We start from the raw sequence: 15512 nt of genomic DNA, 5'->3' as shown, positions 1-15512 counted from the left end.
ATTTATCTCGCGAATAAGTTGTTCAAGGCATCGTTCACGGCCGGCGCCGCATGCAGCTGCCAGGCGTGGGCGATGATGCGATCGGTTTCCTGCGGCGTGGCGGCGTTGGAGAAGCGGATCAGGCGCTGCGCCTTATCCTCCAGTTCGGGACGCGACAAGGTGTTGTCCGGGTCACCCTTGGGCACGTCGACGGCGGCGCTCAGATGACGGCCGTCAACGGTGTCGACCTCGACACGGCCGAGCCAGCGCGCCGGATAGGCGGTGTTGACCTCCTCGTCCAGCGTCATGCGGACCTTGTCGCGGAATACGCTGACCTTGCCGTCCTGCAGCGCATGCTGTTCGAACTCGCCCAGCCCCGCGCTCTGATGTACGGCGATCAGTCCCAGCACGGTGCCCATCGAGAACTTGGCCTGATGCACGGTCTGCGGATTGACCACCGGACCGAGCACGTCGATGGCGCCCTGGTGGACGCGCGTATTCACGGCGGCGATCTGATCGTGCTGCAAGCCTTCGCGTTGCATCAGCAATTGCAGCGCGTCGGCGGCGGGATGCGTATGGCGGCAGGAGGCATGGAATTTGAACGAGGTCTCGGCGGTGGCCCAACGCTCGCCGAGGCGATCGGTGAGCTTGGCCGGATCGGCGTCGGTCGACATGCCAGCCGCCATGCCTTGTGCGCCTTCGAGGATACGTTGCGCGCCGGTGAAACCATCGCGTGTGAGGTAGGCGGCCAGCAAACCGTCCGCGGCGGCTTTGCCGGTATGCAGTTGTTTGGAATCGGCGGCGTCGCGCAAGAATTCCCACAAACCGGCTGCCTGCGTGCCAGCCGAACCGAGCGCGTGCAGGAATTGATCGGCGTTGAAACCCATCAGCTTGCCGACCGCCACCGCTGCGGCCAGGGTGCCGGCCGTGCCGGTGGTGTGGAAGATGCGGTAGTGCGAACGGCCGAGGAATTCGCCGATACGGATGCCCGCTTCGTATCCCGCCACGGCCGCCACCAGCAAATCGGCGCCCGACTTGCCGAGATCCTGCGCCGCCGCCAGCGCCGCCGGGAACACCACAGCCGCCGGATGGAACACGGAGCCGTTGTGGACGTCGTCCTGCTCCACCAGATGCGACGAGGCGCCGTTGACCAGCGCGGCGAAATACGGCGAGCTGTTCTTGCGATTGACGAGGATGGTGCTGGGTCCATTGGACGGCCCCATCTTCTCGACGTAGCGCTCCATGATGTCGATCTGGCGCGCCCCCTTCCCGGCCAGAGCCGAAGCAAACCAGTCGAGGTAGAGGTCTTCGGTGCGCGCGATCACGGACGCGGGGATGTCTTCGTAACGCAGACCGGCGAGGAACTCGCTCAGGACGCGTGAAGGATGGGATGAATTCGAGCTCATGGCCGGTTCCTCAGAAAGACCGCGGCAGGCCGAGGATGTGCTCGGCCACGTAGGAGTAGATCAGGTTGGTGGAAATCGGCGCGACCTGGTACAGGCGCGTCTCACGGAACTTGCGCTCGACGTCGTATTCGCAGGCGAAGCCGAAGCCGCCGTGCGTTTGCAGGCAGACGTTGGCCGCTTCCCAGGAAGCCTTGGCGGCAAGGAACTTGGCCATGTTGGCTTGCGCGCCGCAGGGCTGGTGAGCGTCGAACAGTTCACAGGCCTTGAAGCGCATCAGGTTGGCGGCTTCCAGTTCGATGTAGCTGTCGGCGATCGGAAATTGCACGCCCTGGTTCATGCCGATCGGACGGTCGAACACCACGCGCTCCTTGGCGTATTGCGCGGCCTTCTCTATGAACCAGTAACCGTCGCCGATGCATTCTGCGGCGATCAGCGTGCGCTCGGCGTTGAGGCCGTCGAGGATGTATTTGAAGCCTTTGCCCTCTTCGCCGATCAGGTTCTCGACGGGGATTTCGAGGTTGTCGAAGAACAGTTCATTGGTCTCGTGGTTGACCATGTTGAGGATCGGCCGCACCGACATGCCGTTGGCGATGGCATGCTTGAGATCGACCAGGAAGATCGACATGCCTTCCGACTTCTTCTTGACCTGGTCCAGCGGCGTGGTGCGCGCCAGCAGGATCATCAGATCGGAATGCTGAATGCGCGAGATCCATACCTTCTGACCGTTGACAACGTACTTGTCGCCCTTCTTGACGGCGGTGGTCTTGATCTTGGTGGTGTCGGTGCCGGTGGTCGGCTCGGTCACGCCCATCGACTGCAGGCGCAATTCACCGCTGGCGATCTTGGGCAGATACAGTTGCTTCTGCTCGGCGGAACCGTGGCGCAGCAAGGTGCCCATGTTGTACATCTGGCCGTGGCAGGCGCCGGAGTTGCCTCCGGTGCGATTGATTTCTTCCATGATCACCGAGGCTTCGGTCAGGCCTAGGCCCGAGCCGCCATACTCTGCCGGAATCAACGCCGCCAGCCAGCCGGCCTTGGTCAGCGCATCGACGAACTCCTCCGGATAACCGCGCGCTTCATCGACCTTGCGCCAGTACTCGGGAGGAAAGGTGCTGCAAAGATCGCGCACGGCGTCGCGCAAGTCCTGATAGGCGTCCGATGGAGAGGACTGATGGGACATCGATAATTCTCCTGCTGATTGAGTGAAATGACTAAGGTGTTTTGTCTGAAGTTTTTATCGTCAGGCCAGCACGGCCTCGGCTTGCATCGCCAGTTCGCCGCGCAGGTTCTGCGCCCACAGTTCGGCGCGCTTGCCGTCGGCCGATAACTTGCCGCAGACCTCGAAGGTTTCGATGTCGAACAGGCTGCCGACGGCGCGGAAGTTGAACTCCACCAGGCGCGCCAGCGGCAGGCTGCGGCCCAGCAGATCGACCAGCAGCGTGGCGATCAGCGGACCATGCACGATCAGGCCGGGATAGCCTTCGACGCCGGTGACGTAGCTGCGGTCGTAGTGGATGCGATGGCCGTTGAAGGTCAGCGCCGAGTAGCGGAACAGCAGCACCGGATCGGGCTTGATGCGGCGGCGCCAGTCGGCTTCCACCGGCGCCTGCTTCGGCGCAACAGCGGCTGTGCCAGGTTGCGGCATGCCGCGATAGACGATGTCGTGTTCTTCATGAACTGCGACCTTGCCGTTGTGCGCAATCTCGTGCGCCACCGTGACGAAAGCCAGCTCGCCGGTCTTGCCCTTCTTGACGTCGACGCTGGCGATGCGCGAGGTCTTGGTTGCCGTCGCGCCGATCAGCAGCGGCGCGGCAAAACGCAGACGGCCGCCGGCCCACATGCGGCGCGGCAGCGGCACCGGCGGCAGGAAGCCGCCGCGGCGCGGATGACCGTCGTCGCCGACTTCCGACTGGCGGCACGTGGTCCAGAAATAGATCCAGTGCCACAGCGGCGGCAGCGCGTCGCCCGCAGCCGGCGTCTGTGGATGGTCAAGCGTGGCGGCCAGTGCGGCGGCGAAGCCTGGGTTGATGGTGTCGCTGTGGCTTTCAGTCTTGCCGACCCATTGACGCAACAGCGTCAGGTCGATGTCATGCTGGCTCATGGAATGCTCTGCTGAGGTGTCGATGAAGTGAACCAGGAGTAAGCGCCGGTTCACGAATGGAGCAGAGTCTGAGCGCCGCTAGTTGTCAAAACAATCTGTATTTTCTGAAGGGGGGCATCGTCTGACGTGAAGTCACTCATGTGCGGCCGCATCATTTTTTCAGGGAATTTTCGCGGGCGCCGCGCGGACATTGGCGTCAGGGCGCAGCATTTGCGCCGCGCCCTTCGGCTGCTATAGTGGCGACACGCCGCCATCCCTGCGGCAAAGATTGTTCTTCAATCAACATTCCACGAGAGATCCATGAAGAAAACCCACCTGATGTCGCTCATCGCAGCACTCGCCTGTACTACTTCGGCGGCCTCCTTCGCCCAGACCAACGCCGACAACGCGCTGTTGCAAGCCGCACAAAAACGCAAGGATGTATTGGTCAAGGATCTTGGCACGCTGGTCAATATCGACTCCGGCACCGACGACGCCAAAGGCCTGGCGCAGGTCGAAGCGATGCTGGCGCAGCGCCTGAAGGAAGTCGGCGCCAGCGTCGAGATCGTCGCCGCGCCACCGGCCGCCGGCAAGATGGTGATCGGCAAGCTGCAAGGCAGCGGCAGCAAGAACATCATGCTGATGATCCACTACGACACCGTGTTCGGCGTCGGCGAAGCGACCAAGCGACCGTTCAAGATCACCGGCAACAAGGCCTTCGGTCCGGGCGTGGCCGACGCCAAGGGTGGCGCGCTGCTGATCGTGTATGCGCTCGACATCGCGCGCGAACGCGGCTTCAAGGATTACAAGACGCTGACCGTGCTGTTCAATCCCGACGAAGAAAAAAGCTCGCTCGGTTCGCGCGACATGATCACCAAGCTGTCGGCCGACCAGGACTACGTGCTGGTGTTCGAACCGCCTGAAGCCGACGTCGTGACCGTCGCCACCAACGGCATCGCCTACGTCCACCTCGACGTCAAGGGCCGCGCCTCGCACGCCGGCTCCGCGCCGGAAGCCGGCCGTAACGCCGCCGTGGAATTGTCCAACCAGATCATCCAGCTCAAGGACCTCGGCAGCCAGGCCAAGGGCACCACCGTCAACTGGACCGTGATCCAGGCCGGTGACCGCGTCAACATCATTCCTGAAAAAGCCAGTGCCACCGCCGACATGCGCATGTCCGACGTCGGTGAAATCCAGCGCGTGCAAGCCGATGCCGACAAGATCATCCAGAAGAAGCTGATCCCCGAGACCGAAGTCAAGGTCAAGGTGGAAAACCGTCGTCCGCCATTCAGCAAGAACGCCGACAGCGACCGCCTGGCCGCCACCGCCGACAGCATCTACAAGGAACTGGGCAAGTCGATCACGCCGGTATCCATGCGCTACGGCACCGACGCCGGCTTCGCCTACAACCCCAAGACCGGCAAGCCCATCGTGCTCGACGGCATGGGCATAGTCGGCGACCGCATCCACTCCTCCGACGAATGGGCAGATCTGGACAGCGTGGTGCCGCGCCTGTACCTGACGGTGCGCATGATGGAAGCGATGGGCAAGGGAAAGTAATACCCTCCCCGACCATGCACGTCAAAACGGGCCCTCGCGGCCCGTTTTCACCATTTCCGATTGTTTCCGATTTTCCTGCAGGAGAACTCATGAAGGTCAGACGTATTGTCGCCAATATACGCACCGAAGCCGTCGATCAGGCCGCAGCGTTCTATCGTGGCGTCTTCGGACTCGATGTGCTGATGGATCATGGCTGGATCGCCACCTATGGCTCGGATGCACAGATGCACGTGCAGATCAGTTTCGCCTCGGAAGGCGGTTCGGGCACGCCGGTGCCGGACCTGTCGATTGAAGTCGATGACATCGAAACTGCATTGCTGCGCGTGCAAAAGATGAACCTCCCGCTTGAGTACGGCCCCGCTGACGAACCCTGGGGCGTGCGGCGTTTTTATGTACGGGATCCGTTCGGCAAACTGGTCAACGTGCTGGCGCATATCAAGCAGTAAGCCCCGGCGCGGAAGAAAAAATACCGCATGGAAACTTCCTGAAAATAGCAACACAAACACAACGGACCGGCATGGTCCGTTGTGTTTTCTGACGTTACAATTGCTGCGTACCGTTCCGGTACGAGCGATCACAACGAAGCAATGAATAATATAAATCGGGCATGGGAACGCCCACGATGGTGGTTTTTTATCCTGTTGCCGCTGGTGCATTTCGCCAGCGTCAAGCTCACCTTTTTCTGTGCCGTCACGCCCGAGAATGAAGTTGTCGTCTGGTTGCCCAACGCCGTCTTGCTGGCGGCGCTCATGCGTTTTCGCGGCCGGCGCGGATGGCTCATGGCGCTGCTCGCCTTCGCCTCCGACTTGACCGCCAATCTTGCCGTGTTCACACTGCCCGTCGCCGTGCAGCTGGGCATCATCAACCTGATCGAAGTCGTCGTCACCTACTTGCTCATGCGCCGAGCGGGCGCATCGTCCGATCTGAAACGCGTGGAAGACCTGCGCAAATTCACCATCGCCGGCCCGCTGGTCGGCACCCTGCTGGCGAGCCTGATGGCCGCCGCCGTGCTCAAGACGCAGATGGCGACCGACGCGCCGTATCTGACGCTGACGCGACTGTGGTGGTTCGGCGATGCGCTCGGCATGATGATCTACACACCACTACTGCTGGCCCTGACGCAGACCAAAACGGCCGACCATGAGCGTATCGTATTACGCAAGTCGGATGCCCTGGCGCTGCTGGTGATCATCGTGCTTGCGGGCGTGATTTTTTCAACTTATGGCGGCGCCGTCGACGGCATCTCCCTGACGCCGACACTGCTGCTGCCGATGGTGCTGTACATCGCGGTGCGCTTCGGCACCCGCTGGACGACGCTGACGGTGGCGCTGGTGTCGCTCGCCATTTCGATGATGCTGACCAGCGGCCACAAACCGTTTGGCGATGTCTCGGTGCATCTGGAGATTGTCCGCGCACAGGAGTTCATCCTGACGCTGTGCATCGTCGGCATCGGCTTCTCAATCCTGATGGATGAATTGCGCGTGCGCGAACGCGGACTGGAAGCGCGCGTGCGGCAACGCACCCACGAGCTGGAAGACTCCAACAGCAGGCTCGCCACGCTGAGCCAAACCGACGGCCTGACCGGCATCGCCAATAGGCGCCGCTTCGACGAAGTGTTCGCTGCGGAATGGAGCCGCGCCGGACGCAGCAGCCAACCGCTGGCGCTGGCGATGCTGGACGTTGATTATTTCAAGGCCTACAACGACACCTACGGACACCAGTGCGGCGACGACTGCCTGCGCGCCATCGCCAATTTGCTCGGCAACAACATCCGCCGCGCCGGCGATCTTGCGGCGCGCTACGGCGGCGAAGAATTTGCCTTCATCGCACCGATGACGGATCGCGACAACGCACTCGGCATCGCCGAAGCCATCCGCCGCGCGCTGGAGCAACTGTCCTTGCCGCACGCCGCCTCGCCCTTCCATGTCGTCACCGCCAGCATCGGCATTGCCGTCGTCATTCCGGGCAAAGGCGATACGCCGCAAGCGCTGCTGCAGATGGCGGATGCAGCGCTGTACCAGGCCAAGCAGCAAGGACGCAATCAGGTGGTCCCGGCCGGTTGATCGGAACGCCCGCCACAGTCGTTCAGATTTTAGGCGTAATATAAGTCGGGATAAAACAGACCGGATCCCGCATGCCGGCACTCACTTCAGAGAGACATCATGCTATTCGACCTCACCGACCTGCGGCTGTTCATCCTGATCGCCGAACTCAACAGCCTCACGCGCAGCGCCGAGCGCATGAACCTGTCGCTGGCGGCGACCAGCAACCGCATCAAGGAACTCGAGACCCGCTTCGGCATGCGCCTGCTCTACCGCGAAAGCAAGGGCGTGCAACTGACGCCAGCGGGCCAAACCTTCCTCTCGCATGCGCAGCAATTCATGCAGCAGGTCGAGCGCCTCAAGGGCGACATGCAGCAGTACAACAACGGCATCAAGGGTTACATCCGCATCTTCGCCAACACCACGGCGGTGACGGAGTTCATGCCCGAAATCCTCGGCAAATTCCTCACGCTGCATCCGCAGGTCAACGTCGCTCTGGAAGAACGGCTGAACCACGACATCATGCGCGGCATCCAGGAAGGCACGGCCGACATCGGCATCGTCGCCGGACCGGTGCAGGGAGAAGGACTGGAGATTTTGAATTTTTCAACCGACCGGCTGGTCCTCGCCACGGCGCTGGAGCATCCCTTGGCCGGCATCGGCAAGGTTTCCTTCGCCGAGACGCTGGAATATGAACACGTCGGCCTGCATGAAGGCAGCACGCTGCATCACTTCCTCAACCGCATCGTGTCGGAAAGCGGCCAGCGTCTGAAGTTGCGAATCCAGGTGCGCAGCTTTGAAGCGATGTGCCGCATGGTGGAGACCAACGTCGGCATCGGCATCGTGCCGCACTCAGCGGCGTTGCGTCACAAGCAGACCATGCAATTGAGCCTGACCGAACTGACCGATCCGTGGAGCGTGCGCGAGCGCAGCATGGTGGTGCAGAGCCTCGATGCCCTGCCCCTGTACGCGCGCGACCTGGTGGAATTCATCCGGCAGCAAACGGCGCAGGTGCCGCCGGTGCCTGTGGAAAAAGAAGCTGCTTGATCTTGTTGGAAGGGCTGCTCAGCCGTGCGTCATCATCCAGGCGGCTATCGCAATCAGCGCGCCGCAAAACAGCATGCGCAAGCGCCGCTCCGGCAAATGATGCGCCAACGCCACTCCCCAGGAAATACTGAGCACGCCGCCCAGCGCCAACGGAATGCCAACGCTCCAGTCGACATGGCCGGCGCTGGCGTAAGTCCATAGCGCCACCAGCGTTCCCGGCGTCACCATCGCCAGACCCAGGCCTTGCGCCGCGGTCTGCGTCATGCCGAACAAACCGACCAGCCCCGGCACCGCCACGATGGCGCCGCCGACGCTGAAGAACCCCGCCGAAGCCCCTGCTGCGAGTCCCATGAGGAAGATGTATTTCTGCGGCAGGCGCGCGCGCGGGATCATCTCCTTTTGCTTGCGCAGCAAGGTCCACAGGTAATACAAGGCCAGCACCACCATGAACAAGGCGAACGCCAGATGCAGCGAGCGCGCCTCAATTGACGTTGCGAAGCGTGCCGCGAAGTAAGTCGTGAACACCGCCGGCACAGCCATTTGCAGCGCCGCGCTGAGTTCGATCTTGTTGCGCTGCTTATAGCGCCAGAAGCCGATCACCACGTTCGGCACGATCATCACCAGCGCGGTTCCCTGCGCCAGTTGCTGGTCCATGCCATAGAGGAACCCGAGCACCGGAATCGCGATCAGCCCGCCGCCGATGCCGAACAGACCACCGATGGCGCCGAGCACGCCGCCGAGAAAGAAGTTGACCACGACGGTGAAATACAAAGAATGCATCATAGGTGTAAAGTACGCACTTGGCCGGACAAGTCCCGTTGCAAAAACACAGAGGACTTGCCGAACCGGCGACCCAAAAGGAGATAGGCGTGAGTAACGGAAGTAGCGGGGTTCTGGTAGTAGTACTTGAAGCGGGCGTGGTGATCATCATTGCGTTGGCGATTTACCTGATCCGAAAAAAATAAACGAATCATCGTACGCAACCCCGGCAACACCGCAGCCATGCCCTCCTCAAGCTGTCCGCCAGTTTATCAGCCAGCCTTCGCCGTCACAAGCGAAGCACGCGATCTGCTCAGAAACGCCCGATGAAATTCTTTAATCCGGCGCAGCACTGTATCGACCACGCAATAATGTGACACCCCCAACATTAAGGAATCAGCAATCATGGATCTAGGACTTCAAGGAAAAATCGCCCTCGTCTGCGGCGCCAGCAAAGGCCTCGGCTACGCCTGCGCCGAACACCTGGCACGCGAAGGCGCCCACGTCGTCATCGTCGCCCGCAGCCAGGACACGCTCGACCAGGCCGCTGAAAAACTGCGCGCGCTGGGCAACATCAAGGTCATCGCCGTCGCCACCGACATCGCCACACCTGAAGGCCGCGCCAAGGCGCTGGCTGCAGTCGACGAAATCGCCGGCGAGCCGGGCCACGGTCCCGACATCCTCGTCAACAACGCCGGCGGTCCGCCGCTGGGCGACTTCCGCGACTGGGACCGCGAGATCTGGCTCAAGGCCATCGACGCCAACATGCTGACACCGGTCGAGCTGATCAAGGCCACCGTCGACCAGATGATCAAGCGCGGCTGGGGCCGCGTCATCAACATCACCAGCAGCTCGGTCAAGGCGCCCCGCTACGACCTCGGCCTGTCCAACGGCGCCCGCTCGGGCTTGACCGGTTTTGTCGCCGGCGTCTCGCGCCACATCGCCAAGAGCGGCGTGACCATCAACAACTTGCTGCCCGGCAGCTTCGAAACCGACCGCCTGCGCAGCAGCTTCGTCGGCTCCGCCAAACTGACCGGCGAAACGCCTGAAGAAGTCCGCATACAGCGTATGGCAGAAACCCCGGCCGGCCGCTTCGGCGACCCGGACGAATTCGGCGCCACCTGCGCGTTCCTGTGCAGCAAGCATGCGGGCTACATCAACGGCCAGAACGTGCTGATGGACGGCGGCGCTTACCCGGGCATTTTCTAAAAAACTGAAAAGGACGACAGCCGGGAGAGTCATGTATAATGCCCGGCTTGCGCAGGAAGGTTGGCAGAGCGGTTGAATGCACCAGTCTTGAAAACTGGCGAGGGTGTGAGCCCTTCGTGAGTTCGAATCTCACACCTTCCGCCATTTATTTAAAAACGCCCATTCATGGGCGTTTTTGTTTTTGGAAGGTAGTAAGCCGCCTGCGCGGCTTACGCGTGAGATTCGAAGGGAATCGCTTGCAAGCGATTCAGCGGCCTGCAGCATGTAGGCGAATCTCACACCTTCCGCCACTTGATATAAAAAACGCCCTTTACGGGCGTTTTTTGTTTTGCTAACGAGAAACGTCTGCAAACGAATCAGAACAACTTCTTCCAGCTCTCCTCCCTGTCCTCCCGCGTATTCACTTCAATCATGATCCCCTCGGGCATCCGGCAAAAGAACCGCGACCCGCGTGAATTGTTGAACACCTCGGTTTCCATCGTCACGCCCTGCTCCTTGAAGGTGCGATAAAGTTGCTCGACCTCCAGCAAGGTCGCCATCTCGAAACCAAAATGGAAATTCGCCGGCCAGCTTATCTCGTCGTCGGTGTGATCGAGCACGATATCGAAGCCGTCCCGCTTGAGCAGGATATGTTCGCCGGCGGCGACAATCTGGCAGCCGAAATGCTGCTCAAAAAAAGCGGCGGTGGCGATGGGATTTCTTGTGGGCAGGCTGAGATGATTCAGCGGCCCGGTGCATTGAGTCTTCATGTAAAAATTCTTTCGTATGTTGTTCAGAAATGAGGAGCGACGACAGCCGCCCCTTTCAAAGATGCGCATTGATCAAGCCGGATTCATGACCGCAAACATCGCGTCGTAGCCGCCGTCACGCTCCGCCCAGCGTCGTGGAAGATCGCGTTCGAGCAGCACTTCGCCGCGCGGCGTGTCGCCGTTTTCCAGCATGCGCAGCACCTCTGCCACGTAGTCCGGTAGCGGCATTGCACGCGGGTCGCTGATCTGGTGCGCGCCGGTCAGTCCGGTCTGGACATAGGGAGGCGACAGCTCCAGCACTTCGATCGGGAAACCGCGCATCTGATGTCGCAACGACTGCAACCAGGAATGCAGGAACGCCTTGCTGGCGCAGTACGTCGGAAACTCCGCACGCGGCACGAAGGCCAGCGCCGAACTGGTCGCCAGGAACGTGGCATTGGGCTTGCCTTTGAGCAGCGGCAAGATGGCCGCCGCAATGCGCAGCACGCCCAGGATGTTGGTCTGGACGATTGCTTGCGCATCATCCGCGGTCCAGTCATCCGACGCCATGTCCTCCGTGCGGGAGATGCCGGCGTTGGCAATCAAGACGTTGAGATCGGGAAAGCGTTCGCGCAGTTGAACGGATAACTGCGTCAATGACGCCGTGTCGTTCACGTCGAGCTTCACGCCGACGAGTCCGGCGCGCGCGTCGGCGATCTCGTCAAGGAGTGTCTGGCGACGGCCCGTGACGATGACACGATTGCCGCGATCATGCAGCGCCTCGGCCAGCGCGCGGCCGATGCCACTGGTGCCGCCGGTCAGGAGAATGGTATTGCCGGTGAGTTTCATTGAATTACCTTTTAGTTCGGTTGCGGTAAAGCCGCCAACCAGACCCGCAAGGTTCTGCCTCTCCCTCCGGATCGCCTTGTAAAGAATCAACAAGGCGAACACGGTCCAGCCGATGTCCTTCGCGCAAGCGGCGGATATCGGAAACTGGCAAATCTGTCATCTGAAAATTCCAGATAGGCGTATGCCCAGGAGGGCAGAATATGCGGTCATCGTAACGGCGTCCTGAATCATCGGGAACTGCCCTGCTGGGCTCCTCTCGAAGGGGACGCGTTGGATGACGGTAACGCCTACGGCAATCGGTGGATCGACTGCGGAACTGAGTTTAGCCGAAAATTTGGACGGTGGTCAACACCGTAAAAATGCTGTCGTGCGGCGGACGTTCGGACACGCCCGCCGCGGCTTACTCAATTGCTTTGCAGGAATCGTTTGATGATATCGGCGATCTGATCGGGCGCATCTTCAAAACAATAATGCCCCGCTCCCGGTATGCGATGCACATCCGCGTTCGGGAAGAGCGCCGTGAACAGCGGCAGGAAAAGATGCGGATGCAACGTCTTGTCTGCATCGCCCCAGACTGCCAGCGCCGGCTTGCTGCGGAACGTTGCAATCGCCGCCGCGTCGGGCTCTTCGAACTGATGCGCACCGGTTGCAAAACCCTTGGCCCAGCCGATGGCGCCCAGGCAATCGCGCGGCGTGGCGAAGTGCGTGCCGTAGGCGGCAATCCATGCGTCGTTGATCACGCTGTTGTCTTCGAAGCCGTTGATCTTCATGGTGCTGAGAATATTGAAATCCAGTTGCCCCAATACCTGTTCCAGGCTGCCGTCTTCATTGGCTTTCACGATCCACTGGAACCACGGTGCGATGGCCGCGTTTTTAAGCAAGCGTTCCAACCCGTCGGGCTGTCCGAACGGCGTCGGGCCGTTGGTGGAAATAATGCGCTTGATCCGATCCGGATGGCGTGCGGCCAGGCCCATGCCGACCGGACCGCCAAAGTCGTGCATCACCAGCGTAATGTCGTTCAGGTCCCGCTGCAGAACGAATTTTTCCAGGTTGTCGATGTGATCCTGCAACCAGTAGCTGCGATCTTGCGGCGTCTCGCTCTTGCCGAAGCCCATGTGGTCGGGCACCACCACGCGGTAGTCTCCGCGCAGCGCCGTGATCAACGACCGATATAGATAGCCCCAGGTCGGCTCGCCATGCAGGCACAACACGATTTCGCCCGAGCGATCTCCCTCGTCGACGTAGTGCATCTGAAATCCATTGACTGTCTCGAAATGCGGTGCGAATGGAAAGGTCTTGTCAAAATCTGCGTGTGCCGGGATCAAGTTTTTCTCCTGATGGTTGATGATAAAAGTCGACAATAAATGGTTTTAAATTGAAACCAGATTGCTTTATACGCGACTTGATTTCATTATGCAAGTAACGACTTTTCACATCGACGTCACCGAGCGATTTCCATTTTCAAAGCAGGCATGAAAAAGCGCCGCCCCTCTCACGAAGGACGGCGCTTCTTGCGACTGCTCTCAATTTCCGTTTGCTACCGGTCGCCGACTCAGAATCCCAGGCGACGCAAATCTTCTTCGACAAACGCCTGTCCGCTGCGATTCTTCACCGCCGGCAGCTCCGCCACTTTCGCACGCCAGGCCTGCAACGCGCTCAGTTCGGCAGCGATCGGAATCCCCGCCGCATCAGCAAACGCCAGGCCGGCGAACACTGTGATATCGGCCATCGAGAATTGCTCCCCCGCGACGTAGCTGTTGTCGCGCAGGATGCCGTCAAAATACGCCATGCCCTGCAGCGCCTTGGCGCGTTCGCGTTCGCCCCATTCCTTGCGATGCGCCCATTCCGGACTCTTGTATTTTTCCAGGTCGCCGCCCAATCCTGGTGTCGCGTGATGGAAATAAATGCCGACGGCGTCAATCAGGCCGCTCTCGGCGCGGCGCTGCATCATATGAATGATCGCCTTTTCCTTCGGCGTGCGGCCGGTCAGCACCGGATTGCCGTCGAGGTTGTCGAGGTACTCGGTGATCGCGGTGCTTTCCGAGATCAGCGTACCGTCGTCCAGTTCCAGCAGCGGCAGCACGCCTGAGGGATTCTTCGAGAGAAACGCGGCTTGCTTGTGCTCGGCGCCGATCAGGTCGACCGATTCGAATGTCACTTGCGAATCGAGGTTCTTTTGCGCCAGCACGATGCGAATGCGGGCAGGATTGGGGAAACCGGGGCGGTCATAGATCTTCATTGTTGATTCCTCTTCTGAATGTTTGTCGTTGTATCGATATTCGTAATGTTGCCTATCAGCCATTTATCTATCTATCGATAGATAGACAATAAGGTAGTACAATGCCGCTGTCAACAACTATCTACCGATAGAGAGGTTTTTGAATATCATGAATGCAATCGACACCCGCGAGAAAATCATGGCCGCCGCCCGCAAGACGGTGCAGGCGCATGGCTATAACGCGCTGAGTTTTCGGGATCTGGCCGCGGAAGTCGGGATCAAGAGCGCGAGCGTGCACTATCATTTCCCGACCAAGGGCGACCTCGGCGCGGCCCTCGCCCGCCGCTACACGGAAGACGGCATCGCCTATCTGGGAAACCTGATGGAGACGCACAAGGATGCGCGCACCCGCGTCAAGAAATATGCGGAAATCTTCCGGGCTGCGCTGGCGGACGACAACCGCATGTGCCTGTGCGGCATCATGTCGGCCGAGCACAACGACTTGCCGCCGGAGGTGCGCGCCGAAGTCAATCGTTTCAACGACGTCAATATCGACTGGCTGACGGAAGTACTCACGCAAGCCGCGCCCGAAGCGAAATCGAAGAAAGCCGTACGCCGCCAGGCCATGAGCATCTTCGCGGCGATCGGCGGCGCACAGTTGATGGCGCGCGGACATGAAGACATCGCCGTCTACGACGAGATCGTCGACAGCTATCGTAACGCCGGCTTCATTCCCTGATCATCCTCTTTCGGAAATCAGCGCGGTTGCAAAAAAAGGCCCGGTGAGGGCCTGATTTGATGGATGCGTCTTCACTGCTCCTTACTGCTGCGCCGACAACTCCGGATTGATCGCCAGCAGCAACCACGGTTTTATTTCCGACCGCACGAACACGCCGGCCAGTGCAAACGGGTCCTGGTTGCGCAGGGACTCCGCCTCTTCTTTTGATGCGACTTCATACACCAGCAGACCGCCGCTGCCGTCCGGAAACGGCCCGCCGAAGGCCAGCTTGCCGGCGTCGAGCAGGCTCTTGACGTAGTCTTTGTGAGCCGGCGCATGGTCAGCCAGCAATTGCTGGTTATCGGTGTAGGCAAGGTAGTTGACGAATTTCATGGCATTTCTTTCCTGACAAGTAAAGGGTTCAGATTTCGCGCTGCATCCGGCTGTCCAGCGAATACGCGCCGCCGCCGCGCAACATCATGTACAACGCGACCAGTCCCAGCAGCACCGGATATTCGATGCCACGGTCGATCCACGGCCAGGTCGGTCCCATGGCGTAACTGATGGCAATCATTTCAATCAGCATCAGCAAGGCCAGCGGCCGCGTCAGCAGGCCCAGCGCCAGCATGGCGGCGCCGACGGTCTCCAGCAGCATCACAAGGAAAGCCAGTTGCGGCGCAAACGGCAGGCCCATGACCTCGCCGATCATGCGTATCGAACCCGCCATCGGATCGGCCATTGAGCCATGCGACACGCCCAGCGCCTTGGGCAGGCCATGGGTAAAAATGATGGCGCCGTAGCCGAAGCGCAGCAATGCATAAGCCACGCCCTCGCCGTGCGCATACCAGCGCACCAGCGCCGGAAAGACAAAGCGGCCGGCAGCCGGAGCCGTTGTGGTCGGGGAAGTTTTTTGCACG

16 protein-coding genes and 1 tRNA gene are annotated in these 15512 nt (G+C 60.6%); 7 read left to right on the top strand and 10 right to left on the bottom strand.

Features of this window, described 5'->3' with window-relative positions; genetic code table 11:
* Window positions 1-2: 2 nt before the first annotated feature.
* The 3 genes from ACIROW_RS00580 to ACIROW_RS00570 are packed head-to-tail and all read right to left on the bottom strand — an operon-like array spanning window position 3 to window position 3486.
* Window positions 3-1385: an MmgE/PrpD family protein gene (locus ACIROW_RS00580; protein WP_402270779.1), complete on the bottom strand. Its 1383-nt coding sequence runs from the start codon at window positions 1383-1385 to the stop codon at window positions 3-5.
* 10 nt (window positions 1386-1395) lie between these two features.
* Window positions 1396-2565 (bottom strand): acyl-CoA dehydrogenase family protein, encoded by a 1170-nt coding sequence (locus ACIROW_RS00575; RefSeq protein WP_402270777.1) that lies wholly within the window; start codon window positions 2563-2565, stop codon window positions 1396-1398.
* Window positions 2566-2625: 60 nt separating this feature from the next.
* The gene (locus tag ACIROW_RS00570; protein WP_402270774.1) at window positions 2626-3486 is read right to left on the bottom strand and encodes a MaoC family dehydratase N-terminal domain-containing protein; all 861 of its coding nucleotides are present in this window, start codon (window positions 3484-3486) and stop codon (window positions 2626-2628) included.
* Between the two features lie 300 nt (window positions 3487-3786).
* Here ACIROW_RS00570 and ACIROW_RS00565 point away from each other — a divergent pair, with 300 nt between their 5' ends.
* The 4 genes from ACIROW_RS00565 (at window position 3787) to ACIROW_RS00550 (ending at window position 8114) form a co-directional block, all read left to right on the top strand.
* Entirely contained in the window at window positions 3787-5025 is a 1239-nt protein-coding gene (locus tag ACIROW_RS00565) for a glutamate carboxypeptidase (RefSeq protein ID WP_402270772.1), read from the top strand.
* A gap of 89 nt (window positions 5026-5114) precedes the next feature.
* Window positions 5115-5471, top strand: coding sequence for a VOC family protein (locus tag ACIROW_RS00560; protein ID WP_402270771.1), 357 nt, complete (start codon window positions 5115-5117; stop codon window positions 5469-5471).
* A gap of 141 nt (window positions 5472-5612) precedes the next feature.
* Entirely contained in the window at window positions 5613-7088 is a 1476-nt protein-coding gene (locus tag ACIROW_RS00555) for a diguanylate cyclase domain-containing protein (protein WP_402270768.1), read from the top strand.
* A 99-nt stretch (window positions 7089-7187) separates the two neighbouring features.
* Complete coding sequence (locus ACIROW_RS00550) at window positions 7188-8114, top strand: LysR family transcriptional regulator (RefSeq protein WP_402270766.1); 927 nt, start codon at window positions 7188-7190, stop codon at window positions 8112-8114.
* An 18-nt stretch (window positions 8115-8132) separates the two neighbouring features.
* Here ACIROW_RS00550 and ACIROW_RS00545 read toward each other — a convergent pair whose 3' ends face one another.
* Window positions 8133-8897, bottom strand: coding sequence for a sulfite exporter TauE/SafE family protein (locus tag ACIROW_RS00545; RefSeq protein ID WP_402270763.1), 765 nt, complete (start codon window positions 8895-8897; stop codon window positions 8133-8135).
* 381 nt (window positions 8898-9278) lie between these two features.
* On the opposite strand from ACIROW_RS00545, the gene ACIROW_RS00540 reads away from it, so the two are divergent.
* Complete coding sequence (locus ACIROW_RS00540; RefSeq protein ID WP_402270761.1) at window positions 9279-10082, top strand: SDR family oxidoreductase; 804 nt, start codon at window positions 9279-9281, stop codon at window positions 10080-10082.
* A gap of 54 nt (window positions 10083-10136) precedes the next feature.
* Window positions 10137-10226 (top strand) — tRNA-Ser (locus ACIROW_RS00535).
* A gap of 212 nt (window positions 10227-10438) precedes the next feature.
* Here ACIROW_RS00535 and ACIROW_RS00530 read toward each other — a convergent pair.
* From ACIROW_RS00530 to ACIROW_RS00515, 4 genes are all read right to left on the bottom strand, one after another.
* A complete protein-coding gene (locus ACIROW_RS00530; RefSeq protein WP_402270759.1) occupies window positions 10439-10831 on the bottom strand; it encodes a VOC family protein in 393 nt (130 codons plus the stop codon).
* Between the two features lie 72 nt (window positions 10832-10903).
* Window positions 10904-11659, bottom strand: coding sequence for an SDR family oxidoreductase (locus ACIROW_RS00525; protein WP_402270757.1), 756 nt, complete (start codon window positions 11657-11659; stop codon window positions 10904-10906).
* A 404-nt stretch (window positions 11660-12063) separates the two neighbouring features.
* Entirely contained in the window at window positions 12064-12909 is an 846-nt protein-coding gene (locus ACIROW_RS00520; RefSeq protein ID WP_402270752.1) for an alpha/beta fold hydrolase, read from the bottom strand.
* A 302-nt stretch (window positions 12910-13211) separates the two neighbouring features.
* A complete protein-coding gene (locus ACIROW_RS00515) occupies window positions 13212-13898 on the bottom strand; it encodes a glutathione S-transferase (RefSeq protein ID WP_402270750.1) in 687 nt (228 codons plus the stop codon).
* 148 nt (window positions 13899-14046) lie between these two features.
* On the opposite strand from ACIROW_RS00515, the gene ACIROW_RS00510 reads away from it, so the two are divergent.
* Entirely contained in the window at window positions 14047-14616 is a 570-nt protein-coding gene (locus ACIROW_RS00510; protein ID WP_402270748.1) for a TetR/AcrR family transcriptional regulator, read from the top strand.
* A gap of 81 nt (window positions 14617-14697) precedes the next feature.
* On the opposite strand, the gene ACIROW_RS00505 is transcribed toward ACIROW_RS00510, so the two are convergent.
* A complete protein-coding gene (locus ACIROW_RS00505; RefSeq protein ID WP_402270746.1) occupies window positions 14698-14988 on the bottom strand; it encodes a YciI family protein in 291 nt (96 codons plus the stop codon).
* 28 nt (window positions 14989-15016) lie between these two features.
* Entirely contained in the window at window positions 15017-15511 is a 495-nt protein-coding gene (locus ACIROW_RS00500; protein WP_402270743.1) for a DoxX family protein, read from the bottom strand.
* Window position 15512: the final 1 nt, after the last annotated feature.

Origin of the sequence: Herbaspirillum sp. NPDC101397, assembly GCF_044767325.1 — a bacterium.
Lineage (GTDB): Bacteria > Pseudomonadota > Gammaproteobacteria > Burkholderiales > Burkholderiaceae_D > Herbaspirillum.
Note: the sequence above shows the minus strand (reverse complement) of the source record. Positions and strands in the feature narration are given on the sequence as shown.

Bases quoted from the DNA above. Each gene is read 5' to 3' on its own strand.
- ACIROW_RS00540 (WP_402270761.1), top strand. From the start codon at position 9,279: ATGGATCTAGGACTTCAAGGAAAAATCGCCCTCGTCTGCGGCGCCAGC.
- ACIROW_RS00525 (WP_402270757.1), bottom strand. From the start codon at position 11,659: ATGAAACTCACCGGCAATACCATTCTCCTGACCGGCGGCACCAGTGGC.
- ACIROW_RS00570 (WP_402270774.1), bottom strand. From the start codon at position 3,486: ATGAGCCAGCATGACATCGACCTGACGCTGTTGCGTCAATGGGTCGGC.
- ACIROW_RS00565 (WP_402270772.1), top strand. From the start codon at position 3,787: ATGAAGAAAACCCACCTGATGTCGCTCATCGCAGCACTCGCCTGTACT.
- ACIROW_RS00505 (WP_402270746.1), bottom strand. From the start codon at position 14,988: ATGAAATTCGTCAACTACCTTGCCTACACCGATAACCAGCAATTGCTG.
- ACIROW_RS00510 (WP_402270748.1), top strand. From the start codon at position 14,047: ATGAATGCAATCGACACCCGCGAGAAAATCATGGCCGCCGCCCGCAAG.
- ACIROW_RS00555 (WP_402270768.1), top strand. From the start codon at position 5,613: ATGAATAATATAAATCGGGCATGGGAACGCCCACGATGGTGGTTTTTT.
- ACIROW_RS00545 (WP_402270763.1), bottom strand. From the start codon at position 8,897: ATGATGCATTCTTTGTATTTCACCGTCGTGGTCAACTTCTTTCTCGGC.
- ACIROW_RS00550 (WP_402270766.1), top strand. From the start codon at position 7,188: ATGCTATTCGACCTCACCGACCTGCGGCTGTTCATCCTGATCGCCGAA.
- ACIROW_RS00515 (WP_402270750.1), bottom strand. From the start codon at position 13,898: ATGAAGATCTATGACCGCCCCGGTTTCCCCAATCCTGCCCGCATTCGC.
- ACIROW_RS00520 (WP_402270752.1), bottom strand. From the start codon at position 12,909: ATGCACTACGTCGACGAGGGAGATCGCTCGGGCGAAATCGTGTTGTGC.
- ACIROW_RS00530 (WP_402270759.1), bottom strand. From the start codon at position 10,831: ATGAAGACTCAATGCACCGGGCCGCTGAATCATCTCAGCCTGCCCACA.
- ACIROW_RS00580 (WP_402270779.1), bottom strand. From the start codon at position 1,385: ATGAGCTCGAATTCATCCCATCCTTCACGCGTCCTGAGCGAGTTCCTC.
- ACIROW_RS00560 (WP_402270771.1), top strand. From the start codon at position 5,115: ATGAAGGTCAGACGTATTGTCGCCAATATACGCACCGAAGCCGTCGAT.
- ACIROW_RS00575 (WP_402270777.1), bottom strand. From the start codon at position 2,565: ATGTCCCATCAGTCCTCTCCATCGGACGCCTATCAGGACTTGCGCGAC.